Below are 19,258 nucleotides of genomic sequence, written 5' to 3' on the forward strand. Positions count from 1 at the left end.
CCCGCCATCCCGCTCCCTCGCCGCGGTTCCGCCGACGACCCGCCGCGCAGCCGGCCGCCCCGAGCGCCGGCGGGGCAGGACGGGGGAGCGCGGTCCTGGTCCCCGCGACCACCGCGCCCGCGTCCGTCGGCGGCTACCGCGTCGTGCGCCGTCTCGGCGGGGGCGCCACCGCGACGGTCCTCCTCGCCCGGGGCGACGAGCGAAGCGTGGCGCTGCGGTGCTATCGCGATGGGGTGCACGACGCGCGAATCGATGCCGAGGTCGAGTGCCTGTCGCGCCTGCGCTCGCGCCATCTCGTCGCCCTGCGCGATCTCGCCACGGGGACCGACGGGCGCGTCGTCCCCGTGCTCGACGCCGTCGTCGGGCCGAGCCTCGACGACCTGCTCGCCGCGCGGAACGGCGCCCTGGACCCGGGCGAGGCCGTCACCGTGCTCGTGCCGCTCGCCGAGCTGCTGCAGGAGCTGCACGAGGTCGGGGTCGTGGTCGGCCGCTGGAATCCCGCGGGCGTGCGCATCGGCGCCGACGGCGCTCCCGTCCTGACCGCGCTGAGCGGCCTCGTCGCCGCCCCGCCGCTGCCGCAGCGCTTCCGCCGGCAGGAGCCGGGCATCCTCGCCGATCTCGCGGGGCTGCGATCGCTGGGCGAGCAGGTGGTCGGGGCGGTCCGATCGGGCCGTCGGGATGCCCTGCTCGACGCGCTCGGGAGCGTCGAGGACCCCCTCGCCCTCGAGCGGGCGCTCTTCGACGCCGCACGCCCGGCCCCGCTCGTGCTCGAGCTCGCCGTGCCCGAGCGCGCCGTCGATCGGTCCCCTCGCGCGGTCGGTGCCGGGGGCGACCGCGTCGAGTCGACCGGCCCGGCGGCCGAGCCTCCGGAGCCGAGCAGCACGAGCGGCCTGCGCGCGACGGTGCTGCGGGTGCTCGACGACCTCGGCCTCCCTCCGGCCCTCATCGACCCCCTGCGCGGATCCCCGCGGCCGACGGCGGCGACGCGCCGTCCGGGGCCGCGCCGACGGGCGGCAGCGGCATCCTCCGAGCGGAGCGCGGCGGCGCCCGGTGGGCGCGACCGGACGTCCCGGCGCTCTGCCACGGCGCGACCCCGGCGGTCCGTCGTGCTCGTCGGTGCCGGAGGCGGACTCGCGCTGCTCGCCGCGATCGCGTTGCTGGCTCTCGACGGCGACGACCCCGGCAGCGCCTCGCCGCCCTCCGTGTCACCGTCCTCGTCCTCGACGGTCGAGGCTCCCGCCGGGCCGGAGGGGGACGCCGACGGTGCGATGAGCGGGGCGTCCGCCTCGGACGACGCCGCTCCGGAGGGCACCTCCTCCCCGGCCGAGGCCGGCGCGGGGAGCGCGAGCGCGGACTCCGGCGCCGAGCCCCCGCCGGAGGAGTGGATCGGGCTCGTCATCGAGCTCGCCGCGCGCTGGAGCGCCTGCCGTACGGAGGTGCTCGCCGGCGGCGATCAGGAGCGGTGCGCCTCCGGCGTGGTGCAGCCCGGATCGGCGGCGGCCGAGCAGCTCGCCGCGCCCACCGGCACGGCGGCGGACGGGGTGCTGTCGCCCGCTCCGAGCGAGGCCGTGGTCGTCGACCGCCTCGGCTCGGCAGCGCTCATCGACCTCATCGACGAGGCGGGGACGCGAACGGCCTCGCTCCTCGTGATGAGGAGCGAGGCCGGGTGGCGCATCCGATCGGTGCTCGACTAGATGCCGAGATCCCCGTCGAAGTCGGCCTCCTCGAGGCGGTTCTTGACCGCGGTGAGGAAGCGGGCGGCGTCGGCGCCGTCGACGATGCGGTGGTCGTACGACAGGGCGAGGAAGACCGTCGAGCGGATCGCGATCGCGTCCGCGCCGTCCACCGTCACGACGGCGGGCTTCTTCACGACCACGCCGGTGCCGAGGATGGCGACCTGCGGCAGGAAGACGACCGGGGTGTCGAACAGCGCGCCGCGCGAGCCCGTGTTGGTCAGCGTGAACGTGCCGCCGGCGAGCTCGTCGGGCTTGAGCTGGTTGTCGCGGGTGCGCGTCGCGAGGTCGGCGATGTCCTTCGCGAGGTCGGCGATGCTCTTCTCGCCCGCGTCGCGGACGACGGGGGTGAGCAGGCCGCGCTCGGTGTCCACCGCGATCGAGAGGTTCTCGGTCTCGGGGTACACGATCGAGTCGCCGTCGACGGTGGCGTTGATGATTGGGAAGGACTTGAGGGCCTCCGTGGCCGCCTTCGCGAAGAAGGGGAGGAAGGAGAGCTTCACGCCGGTCTCGGCGAGGAACGCGTCCTTGACCGCCACGCGCAGCGCGGCGACCTTCGTGACGTCGACCTCGACCACCGAGGTGAGCTGCGCCGTCGACTGCATCGAGGCGACGGCGCGCTCGGCGATGACCTTGCGCAGACGCGACATCTTCACCGTGGTGCCGCGCAGCGGGGAGCTCTCGACCTCGGTGCGGGCCGGAGCGGCCGCGGCGGGGGCGCTCGACGCGCTCTCGGCGGCGGCGATGACGTCCTGACGACGGATCCGTCCGCCGACGCCCGTGCCCGTGAGCGAGGAGAGGTCGACGCCCTTCTCCTGCGCGAGCTTGCGCACGATCGGGGTGATGTAGCCGGCGTTGCCGCCCGCCGGAGCGTCGGAGTGCGCGGGTGCCGGAGCGGCCGCCGGCTCGGCCGGGGCGGGGGCCTCGGGCGCCGCAGCCGGCTGTGCGGGAGCACTCGCCGGCGGGGCGGGAGCCGCTGCTGCGGGCGGGGCCGCGGCGGGAGGCGCGGCGGCGGGCGGGGCCGCAGCCGGGGGCGCCGCTGCCGGCGGAGCAGCGGCGGGGGGTGCGGCCGCGGGGGCGGGCTGCTCGGCCTCGACGGGCTGCTCGGTCGAGGGCTGCACGGGCGCCGAGGGCTCCGCCGCGGGGGCTTCCGCCGGGGCGGCCGGCTGCTCGGCGGGAGCGGCGGGGGCTTCGGCAGGAGCGGCCGGCTGCTCGGCGGGCGCGGCGGGGGCCTCGGCAGGAGCGGCCGGCTGCTCGGCGGGCGCGGCAGGGGCCTCGGCGGGCTGCTCGGGCGCGGGCTGCTCCGCCGGGGCCGCCTCGGCCGCGGGCTCGGCTGCCGCGGGCTCGGCGGGGGCATCCCCACCGCCGGAGGCGCCGTCGCCGATGCGCACCAGGGGGGTGCCCACCTCGACGGTCTCATCCTCGGCGACGAGGATCTCCTCGATCACGCCCGCGACGGGCGAGGGGATCTCGGTGTCGACCTTGTCGGTCGAGACCTCGAGCAGGGGCTCGTCGACCTCGACGCGGTCGCCCACGTTCTTCAGCCAGCGGGTGACCGTGCCCTCGGTGACGCTCTCGCCGAGCGCCGGGAGGTTGACGGATTCGCTCATCAGTGATGCTCCTTTGAAGACCTGTAGTGATTCAGCTTATGGACGCGGCTCAGATGCCGTGCAGGGGCTTGCCGGCGAGCGCGAGGAAGGCCTCGCCGAGCGCCTCGTTCTGGGTGGGGTGCGCGTGGAGCAGCGGAGCGATGTCCTCCGGGTGCGCCTCCCAGTTCACGGCGAGCTGGGCCTCGCCGATGAGCTCGCCCACGCGCGCACCGATCATGTGCACGCCGACGACGGGGCCGTCGACGACGCGGACGACCTTGATCGATCCGGCGGTCTCGAGGATGTGGCTCTTGCCGTTGCCCGCGAGGTTGTAGTCGTAGGTCGCGATGGCGTCGGCGCCGTGCTTCTCCTTGGCCTTCGCCTCGCTGAGGCCGACCGAGGCGACCTCGGGCTCGCTGTAGGTGACCTTGGGGATGTCAACGTCGCTGATGACGACGGGGTTGAGCCCGGCGATCTCCTCGGCGACGAAGATGCCGTGCTGGAAGCCGCGGTGCGCGAGCTGCAGGCCGGGCACGATGTCGCCGACGGCGTAGACGCCCGGGATGTTCGTGCGCAGTCGCTCATCGGTGAGCACGAAGCCGCGATCCATCGTGACGCCGACCTCCTCGAAGCCCATGTTCGCGGTCGAGGGGCCGCGGCCCACGGCGACCAGCAGGAGGTCGGCCTCGATCGTCTCGCCGCTCTCGAGGGTGATGACGACGCCGTTCTCGTTCTGCGTGACGCCCTGGAAGCGCACGCCGAGCTTGAACTCGATGCCGCGCTTGCGGTACGCGCGCTCGAACTGCTTCGAGATCGCCTCGTCCTCATTCGGCACGAGGTGGGGGAGCGCCTCGATGATGACGACCTCGGCACCGAAGGAGCGCCAGACGCTGGAGAACTCGACGCCGATGACACCGCCGCCGAGGACGGCGACCTTCTTCGGAACGTAGTCGAGCTGGAGCGCCTGCTCGGACGTGATGACCCGGCCGCCGATCTCGAGGCCCGGCAGCGAGCGCGAGTACGAGCCGGTGGCGAGGATCACGTTCTTACCCGTGATCGTGTGCTCGCCGACCTGCACGGTCGTGGGCGACGTGAGGCGGCCCTCGCCCTCGATGGTCGTGATGCCGCGCGCCTTGATGAGACCCTGCAGGCCCTTGTACTTGCTGGCCACGATGCCGTCGCGGTACGCGTTCACGGCGGGCACGTCGATGCCTTCGAGAGTGGCCTTGACGCCGAACCGGGCGGAGTCGCGCGCGGCGTCGGCGATCTCGCCGGCGTGCAGCAGCGCCTTGGTGGGGATGCACCCCACGTGCAGGCAGGTGCCCCCGACCTTGCTCTTCTCGATCAGCCCGACGGTCATGCCGAGCTGGCTCGCGCGCAGGGCCGCGGCGTAGCCGCCGCTCCCGGCACCGAGGATGACCAGGTCAAAGTTCTGTTCCGACACCGAGGAGTCTCCCTTGTGGATGCGTGCGGGGCCGACCCATGGGTGGCACGTCGGCCTGGAGAGCGGCACGCGGTTCCGCGCGCCAGGAAATGAGCCTACTACCGCTGCAGGCCGCTGTCGGCGAGTCCGCGGGCGAGCTCCACGAGCAGCCGCACCGTCACGCCCGACGGGCCCTTGGGGGTGTGCCCGTACGCCGCGGTGCCGTTGTTGGCCGGTCCGGCGATGTCGAGGTGGGCCCAGGGGATGCGCGGCGCATCCTGGGCGTCCCCTGTGCGTCCGACGAACTCCTGCAGGAAGACGCCCGCGATGAGCATCCCCGCGGCGGTGTTGCCCGGCTTCGCGTTGGCGATGTCGGCGATCTCGCTCGAGATGATGGAGCGCAGGTCGGCCGGCAGCGGCATCGGCCACACGAGCTCGCCCGTCGCCGCGGCGGCCTCCTGGACGCGGCCGACGAGCGCGTCGTCGCCCATGAGGCCCGCGTAGCGGTCGCCGAGCGCGACCCGCGCCGCGCCCGTGAGCGTCGCCACGTCGACGATGGCGTCGGGGTGCTCCTCGCTCGCGGCGACGAGGCCGTCGGCGAGCACGAGGCGGCCCTCGGCGTCGGTGTTGAGCACCTCGACCGTGGTTCCGCCGCGGATGGTCAGCACGTCGTTCGGGCGCATGGCGGTCGAGGAGGGCAGGTTCTCGGCCAGGCAGAGCCAGGCCGTCACGCGGATGGGCAGCCCGAGTCGCGCGATCGCGAGCGTCACGCCGAGCACGGTGGCGGCGCCGGTCATGTCGTACTTCATGCCGACCATCGCGGCCGGCGGCTTGAGGGAGAGGCCGCCCGAGTCGAAGGTGATGCCCTTGCCCACGAGGGCGAGGTGCTGCTCGGCGCCCTCCGGGGCGTAGCGCACCGCCACGAGGCGGGGCGGGCGCGAGGAGCCCTGCCCGACGCCGAGGATGCCGCCGAAGCCGCCCTCCTGCAGCGCCGGCACGTCCCACTCCTGGATCTCGACGGGCAGGCCCTCGGCGAGCTCGTGCGCGCGGGCCGCGAAGCTCGCGGGGTAGAGGTCGTTGGGCGGCGTGTTGACGAGGTCGCGCACGGCGACGACCGCCTCGGCGACCGCCTCGGCGGTCTCGGCCGCCGCCGCGGCGTCGTCGACCGCCGAGCTCAGCTCGACCCGCGCGAGCGCGGGCTTCTGCTCGCCCGAGCGGTAGGCCGTGTAGCGGTAGCCGCCGAGGGCGGCGCCCTCGAGCACGGCCTGCACCTGGGCCGCATCGGCCGTCGGCAGCGCGAGGGCGAGGCGCTCGGCGCCGGCCGCGGCGCGTGCGGCCGAGCCGGCGGCGCTGCGGAGCGAGTCCGCGGTCGGGGAGGAGCCGAGCCCGACGAGGAGCACCGCCGCGGCGGCGACGCCCTCCGGGGACGGGTGGCGCGCGGTCTCGTCGGCGGCGCCCGTGATGCCCAGTGCGCCGAGCGACGCGGCGAGGGGGGAGAGGCGCGCGTCCTCCGCTCCGGCGAGGGCGGGGCCCTCGGGCGTCGAGACCACGCCGACGACGAGCAGGTCGGCCTCGAGGTCGGCGGCGGGGGAGGACGTGACGGCGAGGGAGGGGCAGGTCATGGGCTCCATCGTAGAGCGGGGCGGATGAGGCGACGGGCCGTGCGCCGGGCATCCCGCACCGCCTGTTCGCTGTCGGCAGGTGCGCGCGGCGCGGGACCGGCACCGGGGTCGACCTAGCATTGAGGCATGCGCGATCCCGACAACCTCTACCGCCTCCTGCCCGGCGACGACGAGGTTCCGCGCGGTCTTCCGCTCGTCGCGGGCCTCACCGGGTTCTCCGACGCGGGCGGAGCCGTCGCGCAGGTCTCCGAGTACCTGCTCGACGAGCTCGAGCACCGCGACCTGGCCGTCTTCGACAACGACGAGCTGCTCGACTGGCGCGCCCGCCGGCCGGTGATCGTCTTCGACGAGACGCGCATCACCGAGTTCCGGATGCCCTCCCTGGCCCTGCGCCTCGCCGAGGACGAGCTCGGCGCACCCTTCCTGCTGCTGACCGGCTACGAGCCCGACTTCCACTGGGAGGCGTTCGTCGCCGCGGTGCGGTCGCTCATCGACCGCTTCGAGGTCTCGTCGACCACGTGGGTGCACGCGATCCCCATGCCCGTGCCGCACACCCGGCCGATCGGCGTGACGGTGAGCGGCAGTCGGGAGGACCTCATCGAGGCGCTCTCGGTCTGGCGCCCGCGCACCCAGGCGCCCGGCAACGCGATGCACCTGCTCGAGCACCGGCTGCACGGCAGCGGGCACCCCGTGACCGGGTTCGTGCTGCTCGTGCCGCACTACCTCGGCGACACCGAGTTCCCCTCCGCGGCCGTCACGGCGCTCGAGAGCCTGACCGCCGCGACGGGCCTGCTCTTCCCGACCGACCGGCTGCGCGAGGAGGGCCGGGAGTTCCTCGGCAAGATCGACGATCAGGTCGACGGCAACCCCGAGCTCGCCCGCCTGGTCGGCACGCTCGAGGAGCGCCACGACTCCTACATGGAGGACAACCCCCTGCGGTCGCCGCTCACGGACGAGGACGGCGAGCTGCCGAGCGCGGACTCCATCGCCGCGGAGCTCGAGAACTTCCTCGCCGTGCGCCGCGCGACGGACGACGAGCGGGAGCTCTGAGCGCCCGACGCGCGGCCGTAGGCTGATCCGGTGGATTCCCGTCGGGCCGTCGTCGTGCTCGTCATCGCCGGGGCCGCGTACGTCACGGCGATCCTCCAGCGCACCTCGCTGAGCGTCGCCGGCGTCGTCGCGACCGACCGCTTCGCCGTCGACGCGACCGCCCTGTCGTCGCTCGCGGTGCTGCAGCTGCTCGTCTACGCCACGCTGCAGATCCCCGTCGGCGTGCTCGTCGACCGGTTCGGCCCGCGGGCGCTCATCGGCATCGGCGCGGTCGTGATGGCGGCGGGGCAGCTCGTGCTGGCGATCGCCCCCGATATCGCGGTCGCGGTGCTCGGGCGCATCCTCGTCGGCGCCGGCGACGCCATGACCTTCATCTCGGTGCTGCGCCTGCTCGGGCACTGGTTCAGCCCCCGCCGCCTCCCCGTGCTGTCGCAGTGGGTCGGCACGCTGGGGCAGAGCGGGCAGCTGCTCTCCGCCGTGCCGCTCGGGGCCGTGCTCGCGACCGCGGGGTGGCAGCCGGCCTTCCTCGGCCTCGCGGCCGTCTCGGTGGTGGTCGCGGCCGCCGTCCTGCTCGGCGTGCGCGACGCGCCTCCCGGGGCGGAGCGCGGGCGCGCGGCCTCGCTCGCGATCGCCCTCGGCCAGCTGAGGGATGCCCTGCGCCGCCCGGGCACCCGACTCGCGTTCTGGGCCCACGCCGTCAGCGGCTCGCCCGGCACGGTGCTCGTCATGCTGTGGGGGTTCCCGGCGCTCTCCGTCGGTCTCGGTTACGGACCGACCCTCGCCTCGGCGCTGCTGAGCATCGTGGTGGTGGCCGGAGCTCTCATCGGGCCCGTCATCGGGCTCCTCTCGGCGCGGTTCCCGTACCGGCGCTCGAGCATCGTGCTCGGCATCGTCGCCGCGATGGGGGCGGCGTGGGCGGTCGTCCTGCTCTGGCCGGACCGGCCCCCGCTCGCGGTGATCGTCGGCCTGCTCGTCGTGATCGCGGTCGGCGGCCCCGGCTCGCTCATCGGCTTCGATTTCGCGCGCACCTTCAACCCCGGCCCGAGCCAGGGCGCGGCATCGGGGTTCGTGAACGTGGGCGGGTTCTCGATCTCGGTCGTGCTGCTGCTGGCGATCGGGCTGGCCCTCGACGCGCTGAGCCCGGGCGCGGCGCCGGCCGAGCTCTACGCCTGGGAGAACTGGAGGATCGCCTTCGCGATCCAGTTCCCGGTCATCGCCGCGGCGCTCGTGCCGCTGCTGCTGGCCCGACGGCGCACGCGGCGCCGCCTGCAGGAGGACGAGGGCATCGCGGTCGCGCCCCTGTGGGTCGCGATGGTGCGCCGGCGACGTGCGCGTCGCTCTCGCAAAGATGTGCGATAATTGAGGTTCACGACCCGGTCGGTCGCACCGCCCGCATCGCTCTCCTGCAGAGCGCGCGAGCACCGCGACTTGACATGGGTCGTTGTTCTGCCCGGAGGCGGCGTCTCCCGGCTGCAATGCCCGGCGGCTCCGCCGCGGGATGATCGCGAAAGAGGGTTCCATGGCCACCCGAACCACCACCGACGCCCCCGCGTCGACCGAGACCGAGGCGCCCACCGGCGCCGGCACCACGACGACCGCCGCGAAGGCGGCTCCCGCCAAGAAGGCCCCGGCGAAGAAGCCGGCCGCCGCCAAGGCACCGGCAGCGGCCGAGACGACCGCGGCTGCGCCCGCCAAGAAGGCGCCCGTGAAGAAGACGGCCGCGAAGAAGGCCGCGAGCGCGGCCGGGGCGGACGAGGGCGAGTCCGATGAGGACGATGCCGAGCCCGTCGTGGTCGAGGCGGCGGGGAGCGAAGCTCCCGCGGCCGCGAGCGATGACAGCGCCGACGACGCCGATGACGACGACGACGAGAAGGACGCCGCCGCGGCGGGCCCGCTCCCGACCGGCGCCATCGTGCTCAACAACTCCGACGACGACGAGGTGCCGGTCTACTCGCAGACCATCACCGGAGCGACCGCCGACCCGGTCAAGGACTACCTGAAGCAGATCGGCAAGGTGCCCCTCCTCAACGCCGCGGAGGAGGTCGAGCTCGCCATGCGGATCGAGGCGGGGCTCTTCGCCGAGGAGAAGCTCGGCTCGATGACCGACAAGGAGAAGCGCACGCAGCTCGGCCGCGAGCTCTCCTGGGTCGTGAAGGACGGCCAGCGCGCCAAGAACCACCTGCTCGGCGCGAACCTGCGACTCGTCGTCTCCCTCGCCAAGCGCTACACCGGGCGCGGCATGCAGTTCCTCGACCTCATCCAGGAGGGCAACCTCGGCCTCATCCGCGCCGTCGAGAAGTTCGACTACACCAAGGGCTTCAAGTTCTCGACGTACGCGACCTGGTGGATCCGCCAGGCGATCACGCGCGCCATGGCCGACCAGGCCCGCACCATCCGCATCCCGGTGCACATGGTCGAGGTCATCAACAAGCTGGCCCGCGTCCAGCGGCAGATGCTGCAGGATCTCGGGCGCGAGCCCACGCCCGAGGAGCTCAGCCGCGAGCTCGACATGACCCCCGAGAAGGTCATCGAGGTGCAGAAGTACGGTCGCGAGCCGATCTCGCTGCACACGCCCCTCGGCGAGGACGGCGACAGCGAGTTCGGCGACCTGATCGAGGACACCGAGGCCGTCGTGCCGGCGGACGCCGTCGGGTTCACGATGCTGCAGAAGCAGCTCGAGAGCCTGCTCGATTCGCTCTCCGAGCGCGAGGCGGGCGTCATCCGCATGCGTTTCGGCCTCGGCGACGGCATGCCGAAGACGCTCGACCAGATCGGCGATACCTTCGGGGTGACGCGCGAGCGGATCCGCCAGATCGAGTCGAAGACGATGGCGAAGCTGCGGCACCCCTCGCGGTCGCAGGCGCTGCGCGACTACCTCGAGTAGACCGCCGCACCGCACCCAGCGACAGGAGAGCACCGCATGACCGCCACCCCCGACGCCGCGACGCCCAACGAGGGCAAGACCCTCGCGGTCGAGATCGACGGCGCCCGCTACTCGCGCATCCCGCTGCGCACCCACGTCGTGACCGCCGACGACGACATCGTCGAGGTCGTGACGCGCTACACGGCGGGCCACCTGCAGCCGGGCGACCTGCTGTTCGTGACCGAGAAGATCGTCGCGATCTCGCAGGGGCGCTCGTTCCCAATGGAGGACATCGAGCCGCGCAAGCTCGCGACCTTCCTGTCGAAGTACGTGACGAAGACCTCGTTCGGCATCGGCCTGGGCATCCCGGAGACGATGGAGATGGCGCTGCGCGAGTGCGGCACGCCGCGCATCCTGCTCGCGGCCGGCGTCTCGGCCGTCACGAAGGTCTTCGGCCGTACGGGCGACTTCTACCGCGTGGCCGGGCCCAAGGCTCGAGGGATCGACGGGCCCACGGCCCACACGATCCCGCCGTACAACCACCAGGTCGTGCTCGTGCCCGAGAACCCGAAGCGGGTGGCGGCGCAGCTGAAGCGGGCGCTGCCGGTGGCGGTCGACGTCGCCGTCGTCGACATCAACGACCTCGGCGGCAACATCCTCGGGTCGACGGTCTCGGCGGAGCGCGAGCGGCTGCTCGTGCGCATCCTGAAGGACAACCCGCTCGGTCAGGGGCACGAGAGCACGCCGCTCGGCATCGTCCGCCCCGCATGAGCCTGGCGCGCTCCAGCGCCGTCATCGCCGTCGGCACGCTCGCATCGCGGGCGAGCGGGCTGCTGCGCACGATCGTGCTGGTGGCCGCGATCGGCGCGATCGGTCAGGCGAGCGACGCCTTCGCCACCGCGAACCAGCTGCCGAACGCCCTGCTCATGGTCATCTCGACCGGCCTGCTCACGGGCGTGATCGTGCCGCACGTCGTCGCCGTGAGCGCGCAGCCCGACGGCGGGCGCTCGGTGCTGCCGAAGCTGCTCACGATGGGGGTCGTGCTGCTGCTGGTCGTCACGATCATCGCGACGCTGCTGGCACCGGCGCTCGTCTGGCTGTTCGCGGCGAAGTTCACCGCCGAGCAGCAGGCGCTCGCGACGGCGTTCGCCTACTGGTGCATGCCGCAGCTGTTCTTCTACGGCATGTTCGCGCTCATGGGCGAGACGCTCAACGCTCGGGGCATCTTCGCGCCGTACGCCTGGGCTCCCATCGTCAACAACGTCGTCTCGATCGCCGGCTTCGTCGTCGTCATCGCCGTGTTCGGCGCCGATCGCACCGACCTCGACCAGTGGAGCCCGGTCGGCATCGCGGCGCTGGCGGGCACCGCGACCCTCGGCATCATCGCGCAGACCCTGCTGCTGCTGCTGTTCTGGCGGCGGACGGGCATCCCGCTGCGGTTCGACTTCCACTGGCGCGGCATGGGGCTGCGCGGGCTCAGCCGCCGCGCGGGCTGGACCTTCGCGACCATGCTCGTGGGGCTCTCCGCCGGCATCCTGCAGCAGCAGCAGATCTCCGACGTCTCCGGCGATGACGCCTCGGTGTTCGTCTGGCAGAACGCCTGGCTCGTCTACATGCTGCCCTACTCGCTCATCGTGCTGTCGATCGGAACGCCGTACTTCACGCGCATCAGCGAGCACGTCGCGGCGGAGCGCCACGAGGAGCTGCGCGCCGACATCGACAGCGCGATCCGCGTGCTCGGCCTCTTCATCGTCGTCGCTGCCGCCGCCGTGATCGCCGCCGCCGCCCCGGCGGCGCGCATCTTCACGAACAACACGGCCGACGCCCTCGCCTCCGCCCCGGTGCTCATCGCGTTCCTTTTCGCGCTGACGCCGATGGCGGTGCTGTTCGTCGTGCAGCGCACCTTCTACGCCTACGGCGACACCCGCACGCCCTTCTGGTTCACCCTCGTGCAGGGCTCGCTCGTCGTCATCCTCACCTTCGTCGCGGTGGCGCTCGCGAGCGACGCCACGCTGACCGCCGCCGTGGCCGCGGGGCAGACCGTCGCGGGCATCGTGCAGCTGGCGCTCGCGGCCGTGCTGCTGCGCCGCCGCATCGGCCCCTTCGGTCTCGGTCGCGCGCTCGGCGCGCTCGCGCGCTTCGCCGTGGCCGCGATCCCGGCGGGCGCGGCCGGCTGGGGCGCGTACCTGATGAGCGGCGGCCCCGAGGGGTGGATGCTCGCGGACAAGCTGTTCGGAGCGCTCGGCACGCTCGTGATCGGGCTCGTCGCCGTCGTCGTCTACGTCGCCGTGCTGGCCGCGCTGCGCGCGCCGGAGCTGCGGCTGGGCATCGGTCTGCTGCGCGGCCGCTTCGGCCGCTGAGACGCGGCGGCGGGTCTCAGCGTCGGCGGTCGAGCACGCCGGGACCGACCGCGTCGCGGTAGCGGTCGAGCAGGCCGGTGCGGATGCCCGATGCTGAGGGCTTCATCTGGAACACGCTCGAGTTGTGGTTCGCCTCGATGAGCGCGGGCCCGTCCGGCGTGATCGCGATGTCCCATCCGACGTAGGGCACGGTCGGGAGCCGGCGGGAGGCCTCGTCGATCATGGTGAGCACCGCGTCGTACTCCGGCACGGCGAAGCCGGGGATCGCGACACCGGTGACGGGGTGCTCGCGGTAGATGTTCGACTGCTTATCGACGCCCGGCCAGAGCGCGACCCCGTGCTCGTCGAGCATGGTGAACATGCCGCCGCCGGCGAAGTTGTCGATGACGCCGCCGTTGCCGATGCGCAGCACGGCGGCGATGACGACGAGCTCGCCGTCGGGCTTGCGGTAGGTGATCATGCGCACGGTGTTGACGCTGCCGGGGTAGAGGGCGGCCATCCGCTCGTGCTGGGGGATGACCTCCTCGATGAGGCTCTGCCCACGGTCGATGATCGACTGCCGCCAGGCGGCCACGTCGACGATGTCCTCGCCCAGCGCGTAGATGCTGATGCCCGCGCCGCCCTCGCCGTGCGGGGGCTTCGCCAGTACGCGGGGGTGGCGGGCGAGGAAGGCCTCGACCTCGGGCAGCCCGGCGTCAGCCGCATCGAGCCATTCGCGGCGGATCATGTCGGCGAAGTCGCGGTAGAAGCGCGGCTTGTCGCCGAGGATCGCGCGCGAGTCCGCGCCGTTGAGTGTCGTGTTGAGGCGGAACGCCTTCGGGTGGGTCATCCACGTCGCGCGCTCGGCGGCCGACAGCGAGCGGATGTCCCACACGGCGTAGTCGCGGAACGCCATCTCGTAGCGCACTGAGCACCAGAGCATGTCGGCGACGATGACCGGCAGCGGGGCCTTCGAGATGCGCTTCGCCTGCCGCGCGCACTCCATGAGGTTGGTGGGGTTGAGGCGCACGGCCCGTTCGGCGAGGTAGCGGAGACGGAGACCGGATTGGCGCATTCGATCACGGTACACGCTCGCCCGCGGCCGCTCCGGGCGCCCGCGCCGCGATAGTCTGGCTGCTCGCCGTCGGCATCGGGAGCGCATCGTCCCGCGGCCGACGACCCGTGGGAAGGGCGCACGAACCGTCATGGCAATCTCTCTGAAGGCGCGGGCGCGCTACCTCGCGAACCGGGCCCGATCGTTCCGGCTCGGCCGCGTCTGGGGCTTCGCCACCCAGATCTCGAAGGAGCAGGGCAAGCACCCCGTGCCGGTGCTCGTCGACATGCTGTACTCCGCCGCGTTCCGCGACACGGCCTACCTCGACTACTACGAGGCCGATTTCGCGCTGCTCACCCGCGCCGAGCGCGCGACCTTCATGACCTCGCTGCTGCAGCACCACCTCGCGACCGCGCTCAACGACCGCGAGGCCTCGAAGACCTTCGAGAACAAGATCGCCTTCAACACGGCCTTCGCCGAGTTCCTGCACCGGGAGTGGATCGAGCTCGGCACGGCCGACGCCGAGGCGCTGCGCGCCTTCGCCGAGCGACACCCCGTCATCATCGCGAAGGTGCCGGTCAGCCGGGAGGGCAAGGGCGTCTTCCGCTACGACACGGCCGAGGTCTCCGACTGGCCGGCGTTCCACGCGGACCTGGTCGAGAAGGGGCAGGTGCTCATCGAGCAGCCCATCGTCCAGCATCCCTATCTCGCGAAGTACTGCGCCGGCACGGTCAACACCACGCGCATCACCACCTACTTCGACGGCGAGACGGTGCGGCCCGTCGTCGTCGCGCAGAAGTTCGGCCGCGGCGCGGTGAGCGACCAGTTCACCTGGGGCGGCTTCTTCACGATGCTCGACGAGCACGGGCGCGCGGTCGGCCCGGGCCACACCGGGCGGCACAAGAGCCGCTACGAGACCCACCCCGATTCCGGCGAGTCGATCGTCGACTTCCAGCTGCCGCTCTGGGACGAGGCGCTCGCCATGCTCGACGAGGCGGCGCGGCGCATCCCCGAGGTGCCCTACGTGGGCTGGGACGTCGCCATCGGCCCCGACCGACCGGTGCTGCTCGAGGGCAACTGGATCCCCGGCCTCTACGAGACGCGCGTGAGCGCGACCGGCATCCGGCGGGGCACGCGGCCGCTGCACGAGCGGGCCATCCGCGACGCCGGGACGCGGTGAGCGCACCCGGTGCGGGCGGCCCGCTGACGGCGCCCGTCCTTCGCCTCTCCCGGTCGGCGCTGCGGTCGAACGCGGCCGTCCTCGCCGCGAGCGACCCCGAGGCGGTCGCCGATCTGCGACGGGATGCCCGGGGCTGCGGCCTCGAGCGCATCGGCCGGGTGCTCGCCGAGGCCGGGCTGCGCCGCGCGGTGCTCGACGAGGCCGACGTCGCCGCGGCGCGCGCCCTCGGGCTGGAGCCGGCCGAGCCGCCCGCCGACCTCGACCTCGACCTGCTGCTCGGCCTGTCCGGGTCGGGCGGGTCGCCGGTCTGCACGCTCGTCTCCTCGGTGGCCTCGACCAAGGCGCTGCGCGCGGGGGAGGGCGTCTCGTACGGCCTCACCCACCGGGCGGCGCACGACACCCGCATCGCGCTCGTGCCCGGCGGCTACAGCCACGGCATCGTGCGCGCACTCGGCAACGCCGCCGCGGTGGCGATCGAGGGGCGTCGCCGTCCGATCGTCGGGCGCGTGGCGATGGACGTCCTGGTCGTCGATCTCGGCGACCTCGACGTCGCCGTCGGCGCACCGGTCGTGCTGCTCGGGGCGGCCGAGCGCGGCGAGCCCGTGCTCGATGAGTGGGCCGCCATCACCGGCATGACGGGGCCGGAGCTGCTCACCGCGATCGCGCTGCGCTGCGCGCGGGAGGACGTCGCATGAGCGCCCCCGCCGCCTACAGCGCCCCCGCGCTCGTCGTCGACCACACCGCGCTGCGCGACAACCTCGAGGCGGTGCGTGCGCGCGTCGCGCCCGCCGAACTCATCCTCGTCGTGAAGGACGACGCCTACGGGCAGGGGCTCGCGCCGGTCGTCCGCACGGCGATCGACGCCGGCGTCACGAGCTTCGGCGTCTCCGACCTCGGCACCGCGCTCGCGGTGCGGAGGCTGGTGGGGGAGGGACCCCGCATCATCGCCTGGCCGGCGGGAGCATCCCCGTTGCTCGGCGCCGCCGTCGACGCCGCCATCGATCTCGGTCTCGGCGACGCCGCGCAGCTCGAGGAGGTGGCCGCGATCGCGGCGGCCCGCGGCGCGACCGCCCGCGTGCACCTCAAGGTCGACACCGGTCTGCACCGCAACGGCTTCCGCCCCGAGGAGTGGTCGCCCGCCGTCGCCCGCGCGCGCGTGCACGAGGAGGCCGGGGCGATCGTCATCGTCGGCGCCTGGAGCCATATCGCCGAGGCGAGCGACGCCGAGGACGACGCGGCGCGGGCGCTCTTCGACGCGGCGCTCGAGCAGCTCGCCGTCGCCGGCTGCCGCATCGAGCTGCGCCACCTGGCGGCGAGCGCGGCGGCCTTCGCCCGCCCGGAGTTCCGCTACGACGCGGTGCGCATCGGGGCCTTCTGCTACGGCGTGCGCTCCGCCGACGGTCCGCGGGCGGCCGAGCTCGGCCTGCGCCCGGTGGCGGCGCTGCGGGGTGCGGTCACGGCCGTCGGCGAGGACGAGGTGCTCGTCGGGATCGGATCGCTCGACGGCGTGCCGTCGACGCTCGCGGGGCGGGTCGAGGTGGGGACGCCCGAGGGCCCGCGCGCGCTCCAGCGGGTCGACGCCGATACCCTCGCGGTGGCGCGCTGGCCGGGCGCGGCCGTCGGCGATCCGGTGACCGTCTTCGGCCCCGGCGGCCAGGGCGAGCGCTCGGCCACGACGCTGGCCGAGGCGATCGGGACGATCGGGGAGGAGATCCTGCTGCGGGTCTCGCCGCGCATCCCGCGCGTGCACCTGCCGGTCGGCATCGACCGGTCGCACCGACCTTAATGCCGAGAACCCGGCACGGGGCCGGGTTCTCGGGGTGGATCGTGGGCGCTCAGCACGCCGGAGCTCAGTCGTGCAGACGGCTCGACTCGTCGTGCCAGGCGAGGGCCTGACCGGAGAGCTTCTCGCGGAACTTCGTGCCGTGGTGCGCGCAGAACAGCAGCTCGCCGGTGGCGAGGGTCACGCGCACGTAGGCCTGGGCGCCGCAGCTGTCGCAGCGGTCGGCCACCGTGAGGGGCTGGGCGGTGACGATCTCGGGGCTCTCGCTGGTGAGTTGCGTCATGGGGGTTTCCCTCGCTTCCTGGATCGTCAGCAAAACCTGCTGACCTGTATTCGAACACACCGGCCCTGAGGTTCGGTGCCAATCGACGGGCGTTTTCGCTGACCGCGGAAGGCCCGGCCACAGCGTAGGCGCGGCCCGCGTGGGGGCGGGGCGCCGGGGTCGCGCGCGAATAGGCTGTCGGAGGCCCCGGCGAGGGCCGCAGCATCCCGCATCGACCCGAATCATCACCGACGCACCAAGGCGGTTCCCGTGGCCCAATCCGATTACAACGCCCACCACCTCTCGGTGCTCGAGGGGCTCGAGGCGGTGCGCAAGCGCCCCGGCATGTACATCGGATCGACCGACTCGCGCGGGCTCATGCACTGCCTGTGGGAGATCATCGACAACTCGGTCGATGAGGCGCTCGGCGGGCACGGCTCATCGATCGAGGTCATCCTGCACGCCGACCAGAGTGTCGAGGTGCGCGACCGCGCCCGCGGCATCCCCGTCGACATCGAGCCCAAGACGGGGCTCTCGGGCGTCGAGGTCGTCTTCACGAAGCTGCACGCCGGCGGCAAGTTCGGCTCCGGCTCCTACGCGGCCTCCGGCGGACTGCACGGCGTCGGCGCCTCGGTCGTCAACGCCCTCTCCGAGCGACTCGACGTCGAGGTCGACCGCGCCGGCCGCACCTGGGCGATGTCGTTCCACCGCGGCGAGCCCGGCATCTTCGACGACGGTCCTGAGGGCCCGCGCCCCGACGCGCCCTTCACGCCCTTCGTCTCGAACAGCGTGCTGCGCGACGTCGGGAAGGTGGCGAAGGCGACCACCGGCACGCGCATCCGGTACTGGGCCGACCCGCAGATCTTCACCCGCGGGGCCGCCTTCCAGACCGAGGACCTCGTCGGGCGCGCCCGGCAGACCGCCTTCCTGGTGCCGGGCCTGCGCATCTCCATCGCCGACGAACGGGGGGATGCGCCGAGCACCGAGACCTTCGAGTACGCGGGCGGCATCAGCGAGTACGCCGAGTACCTCGCCGCCGACGCCCCCCTCACCGACACCTGGCGCATCACCGGCACGGGCACCTTCACCGAGACGGTGCCCGTGCTGCAGGCCAACGGGCACATGGTGCCGACCGAGCTCGAGCGCGAGTGCGTCGTCGACATCGCCCTCCGCTGGGGCACCGGGTACGAGACCGTGCTGAAGAGCTACGTCAACATCATCGCCACGCCGAAGGGCGGCACCCACCAGGCCGGCTTCGAGCAGGGGCTGCTGAAGCTCCTGCGCGCCGAGGTGGAGAAGAACGCGCGCCGTCTGAAGGCGGGCTCGGACAAGCTGGAGAAGGACGACGTGCTCGCGGGCCTCACCGCGGTGCTCACCGTGCGCATCCCCGAGCCGCAGTTCGAGGGTCAGACGAAGGAGATCCTCGGCACGCCCGGAGCGCGCTCCATCGTCGCCGCGGTGCTGACGAGCGCGCTGAAGGAGCGCTTCGCCTCGCCGAAGCGCGACGACAAGGCGCAGACCTCGCTCGTGCTCGACAAGGTCGTCTCCGAGATGAAGAGCCGCATCTCGGCCCGCGCCCACAAGGAGACCCAGCGGCGCAAGAACGCCCTCGAGAGCTCGTCCCTGCCGGCCAAGCTCGTCGACTGCCGCTCGAACGACGTGGAGAACAGCGAGCTGTTCATCGTCGAGGGCGACAGCGCGCTCGGCACCGCGAAGCTCGGGCGCGACAGCGAGTACCAGGCGCTGCTGCCCATCCGCGGCAAGATCCTCAACGTGCAGAAGGCCTCGGTGAGCGACATGCTCTCGAACGCCGAGTGCGCCTCGATCATCCAGGTCATCGGCGCCGGCTCGGGCCGCACCTTCGACCTCGCGCAGGCCCGCTACGGCAAGGTCATCATCATGGCCGACGCCGACGTCGACGGCGCCCACATCCGCACGCTGCTGCTCACCCTCTTCTTCCGCTACATGCGCCCCATGATCGACGAGGGCCGCGTCTTCGCCGCCGTGCCGCCGCTGCACCGGGTCGTCGTCATGAACCCCGGCTCGAAGCCGAACGAGACGATCTACACCTACAGCGAGAAGGAGCTGCAGGGCGTGCTCGCCGCCCTGAAGAAGTCGGGCAAGCGGTACCAGGACCCGATCCAGCGCTACAAGGGCCTCGGCGAGATGGACGCCGACCAGCTCGCCGACACGACGATGAGCCGCCGCCACCGCACCCTGCGCCGCGTCCGCGTCAGCGACGCCGAGATGTCGTCGAAGGTCTTCGAGCTGCTCATGGGCAACGAGGTCGCGCCCCGCAAGGACTTCATCATCGCCGGGCAGGGCCTCGACCGGGATCGCATCGACGTCTGAGCGCCGAA

The 19,258-nt window shown here is 73.0% G+C and carries 15 protein-coding genes; 10 read left to right on the forward strand and 5 right to left on the reverse strand.

All coding sequences use genetic code 11. The annotated features are described in order from the left end of the window. Window positions 1-233 precede the first annotated feature (233 nt). A complete protein-coding gene (locus tag HGB54_RS06235) occupies window positions 234-1,694 on the forward strand; it encodes a serine/threonine-protein kinase (protein ID WP_168915670.1) in 1,461 nt (486 codons plus the stop codon). Here HGB54_RS06235 and sucB read toward each other — a convergent pair. The 3 genes from sucB to HGB54_RS06250 form a co-directional block, all read right to left on the reverse strand. Further along, entirely contained in the window at window positions 1,691-3,343 is a 1,653-nt protein-coding gene (sucB, locus tag HGB54_RS06240) for a 2-oxoglutarate dehydrogenase, E2 component, dihydrolipoamide succinyltransferase (RefSeq protein ID WP_168915671.1), read from the reverse strand. The genes HGB54_RS06235 and sucB overlap by 4 nt on opposite strands. A gap of 49 nt (window positions 3,344-3,392) precedes the next feature. Next, window positions 3,393-4,766, reverse strand: a complete 1,374-nt coding sequence (gene lpdA / locus HGB54_RS06245) for a dihydrolipoyl dehydrogenase (protein WP_168915672.1) — start codon at window positions 4,764-4,766, stop codon at window positions 3,393-3,395. 98 nt (window positions 4,767-4,864) lie between these two features. Continuing rightward, window positions 4,865-6,367 (reverse strand): leucyl aminopeptidase, encoded by a 1,503-nt coding sequence (locus HGB54_RS06250; protein ID WP_168915673.1) that lies wholly within the window; start codon window positions 6,365-6,367, stop codon window positions 4,865-4,867. Between the two features lie 126 nt (window positions 6,368-6,493). Here HGB54_RS06250 and HGB54_RS06255 point away from each other — a divergent pair, with 126 nt between their 5' ends. From HGB54_RS06255 to murJ, 5 genes are all read left to right on the forward strand, one after another. Next, window positions 6,494-7,417 carry a proteasome assembly chaperone family protein gene (locus tag HGB54_RS06255; protein ID WP_168915674.1) on the forward strand — a complete coding sequence of 308 codons (924 nt, stop codon included), beginning with the start codon at window positions 6,494-6,496 and terminating at the stop codon, window positions 7,415-7,417. Between the two features lie 30 nt (window positions 7,418-7,447). Then, the gene (locus HGB54_RS06260; protein WP_168915675.1) at window positions 7,448-8,776 is read left to right on the forward strand and encodes an MFS transporter; all 1,329 of its coding nucleotides are present in this window, start codon (window positions 7,448-7,450) and stop codon (window positions 8,774-8,776) included. 160 nt (window positions 8,777-8,936) lie between these two features. Continuing rightward, window positions 8,937-10,301: an RNA polymerase sigma factor gene (locus tag HGB54_RS06265; protein WP_168915676.1), complete on the forward strand. Its 1,365-nt coding sequence runs from the start codon at window positions 8,937-8,939 to the stop codon at window positions 10,299-10,301. A gap of 36 nt (window positions 10,302-10,337) precedes the next feature. Beyond that, window positions 10,338-11,051, forward strand: a complete 714-nt coding sequence (locus HGB54_RS06270; RefSeq protein ID WP_168915677.1) for a coenzyme F420-0:L-glutamate ligase — start codon at window positions 10,338-10,340, stop codon at window positions 11,049-11,051. Next, entirely contained in the window at window positions 11,048-12,640 is a 1,593-nt protein-coding gene (murJ, locus tag HGB54_RS06275) for a murein biosynthesis integral membrane protein MurJ (protein ID WP_168915678.1), read from the forward strand. Before HGB54_RS06270 ends, murJ begins: the two co-directional genes overlap by 4 nt. A gap of 16 nt (window positions 12,641-12,656) precedes the next feature. Here murJ and HGB54_RS06280 read toward each other — a convergent pair whose 3' ends face one another. Continuing rightward, window positions 12,657-13,694 carry a sugar-transfer associated ATP-grasp domain-containing protein gene (locus HGB54_RS06280; RefSeq protein ID WP_168915679.1) on the reverse strand — a complete coding sequence of 346 codons (1,038 nt, stop codon included), beginning with the start codon at window positions 13,692-13,694 and terminating at the stop codon, window positions 12,657-12,659. Between the two features lie 130 nt (window positions 13,695-13,824). Between HGB54_RS06280 and HGB54_RS06285 the strand changes: the two genes are divergently transcribed. The 3 genes from HGB54_RS06285 to HGB54_RS06295 are packed head-to-tail and all read left to right on the forward strand — an operon-like array spanning window position 13,825 to window position 16,639. Further along, a complete protein-coding gene (locus HGB54_RS06285; protein WP_168915680.1) occupies window positions 13,825-14,853 on the forward strand; it encodes a sugar-transfer associated ATP-grasp domain-containing protein in 1,029 nt (342 codons plus the stop codon). Further along, a complete protein-coding gene (locus HGB54_RS06290) occupies window positions 14,850-15,548 on the forward strand; it encodes an alanine racemase C-terminal domain-containing protein (RefSeq protein WP_168915681.1) in 699 nt (232 codons plus the stop codon). Before HGB54_RS06285 ends, HGB54_RS06290 begins: the two co-directional genes overlap by 4 nt. After that, entirely contained in the window at window positions 15,545-16,639 is a 1,095-nt protein-coding gene (locus HGB54_RS06295; RefSeq protein WP_168915682.1) for an alanine racemase, read from the forward strand. The genes HGB54_RS06290 and HGB54_RS06295 overlap by 4 nt, the downstream gene beginning before the upstream one ends. Window positions 16,640-16,703: 64 nt before the next feature. Here HGB54_RS06295 and HGB54_RS06300 read toward each other — a convergent pair whose 3' ends face one another. Beyond that, the gene (locus HGB54_RS06300) at window positions 16,704-16,919 is read right to left on the reverse strand and encodes a DUF7455 domain-containing protein (protein ID WP_168915683.1); all 216 of its coding nucleotides are present in this window, start codon (window positions 16,917-16,919) and stop codon (window positions 16,704-16,706) included. Window positions 16,920-17,168: 249 nt separating this feature from the next. Here HGB54_RS06300 and HGB54_RS06305 point away from each other — a divergent pair, with 249 nt between their 5' ends. Beyond that, window positions 17,169-19,250 (forward strand): DNA gyrase/topoisomerase IV subunit B, encoded by a 2,082-nt coding sequence (locus tag HGB54_RS06305; RefSeq protein WP_168915684.1) that lies wholly within the window; start codon window positions 17,169-17,171, stop codon window positions 19,248-19,250. The last annotated feature ends 8 nt before the right edge of the window (window positions 19,251-19,258 follow it).

It is taken from the genome of Microcella flavibacter, assembly GCF_012530535.1.
GTDB classification, from domain to species: Bacteria; Actinomycetota; Actinomycetes; order Actinomycetales; family Microbacteriaceae; genus Microcella; species Microcella flavibacter.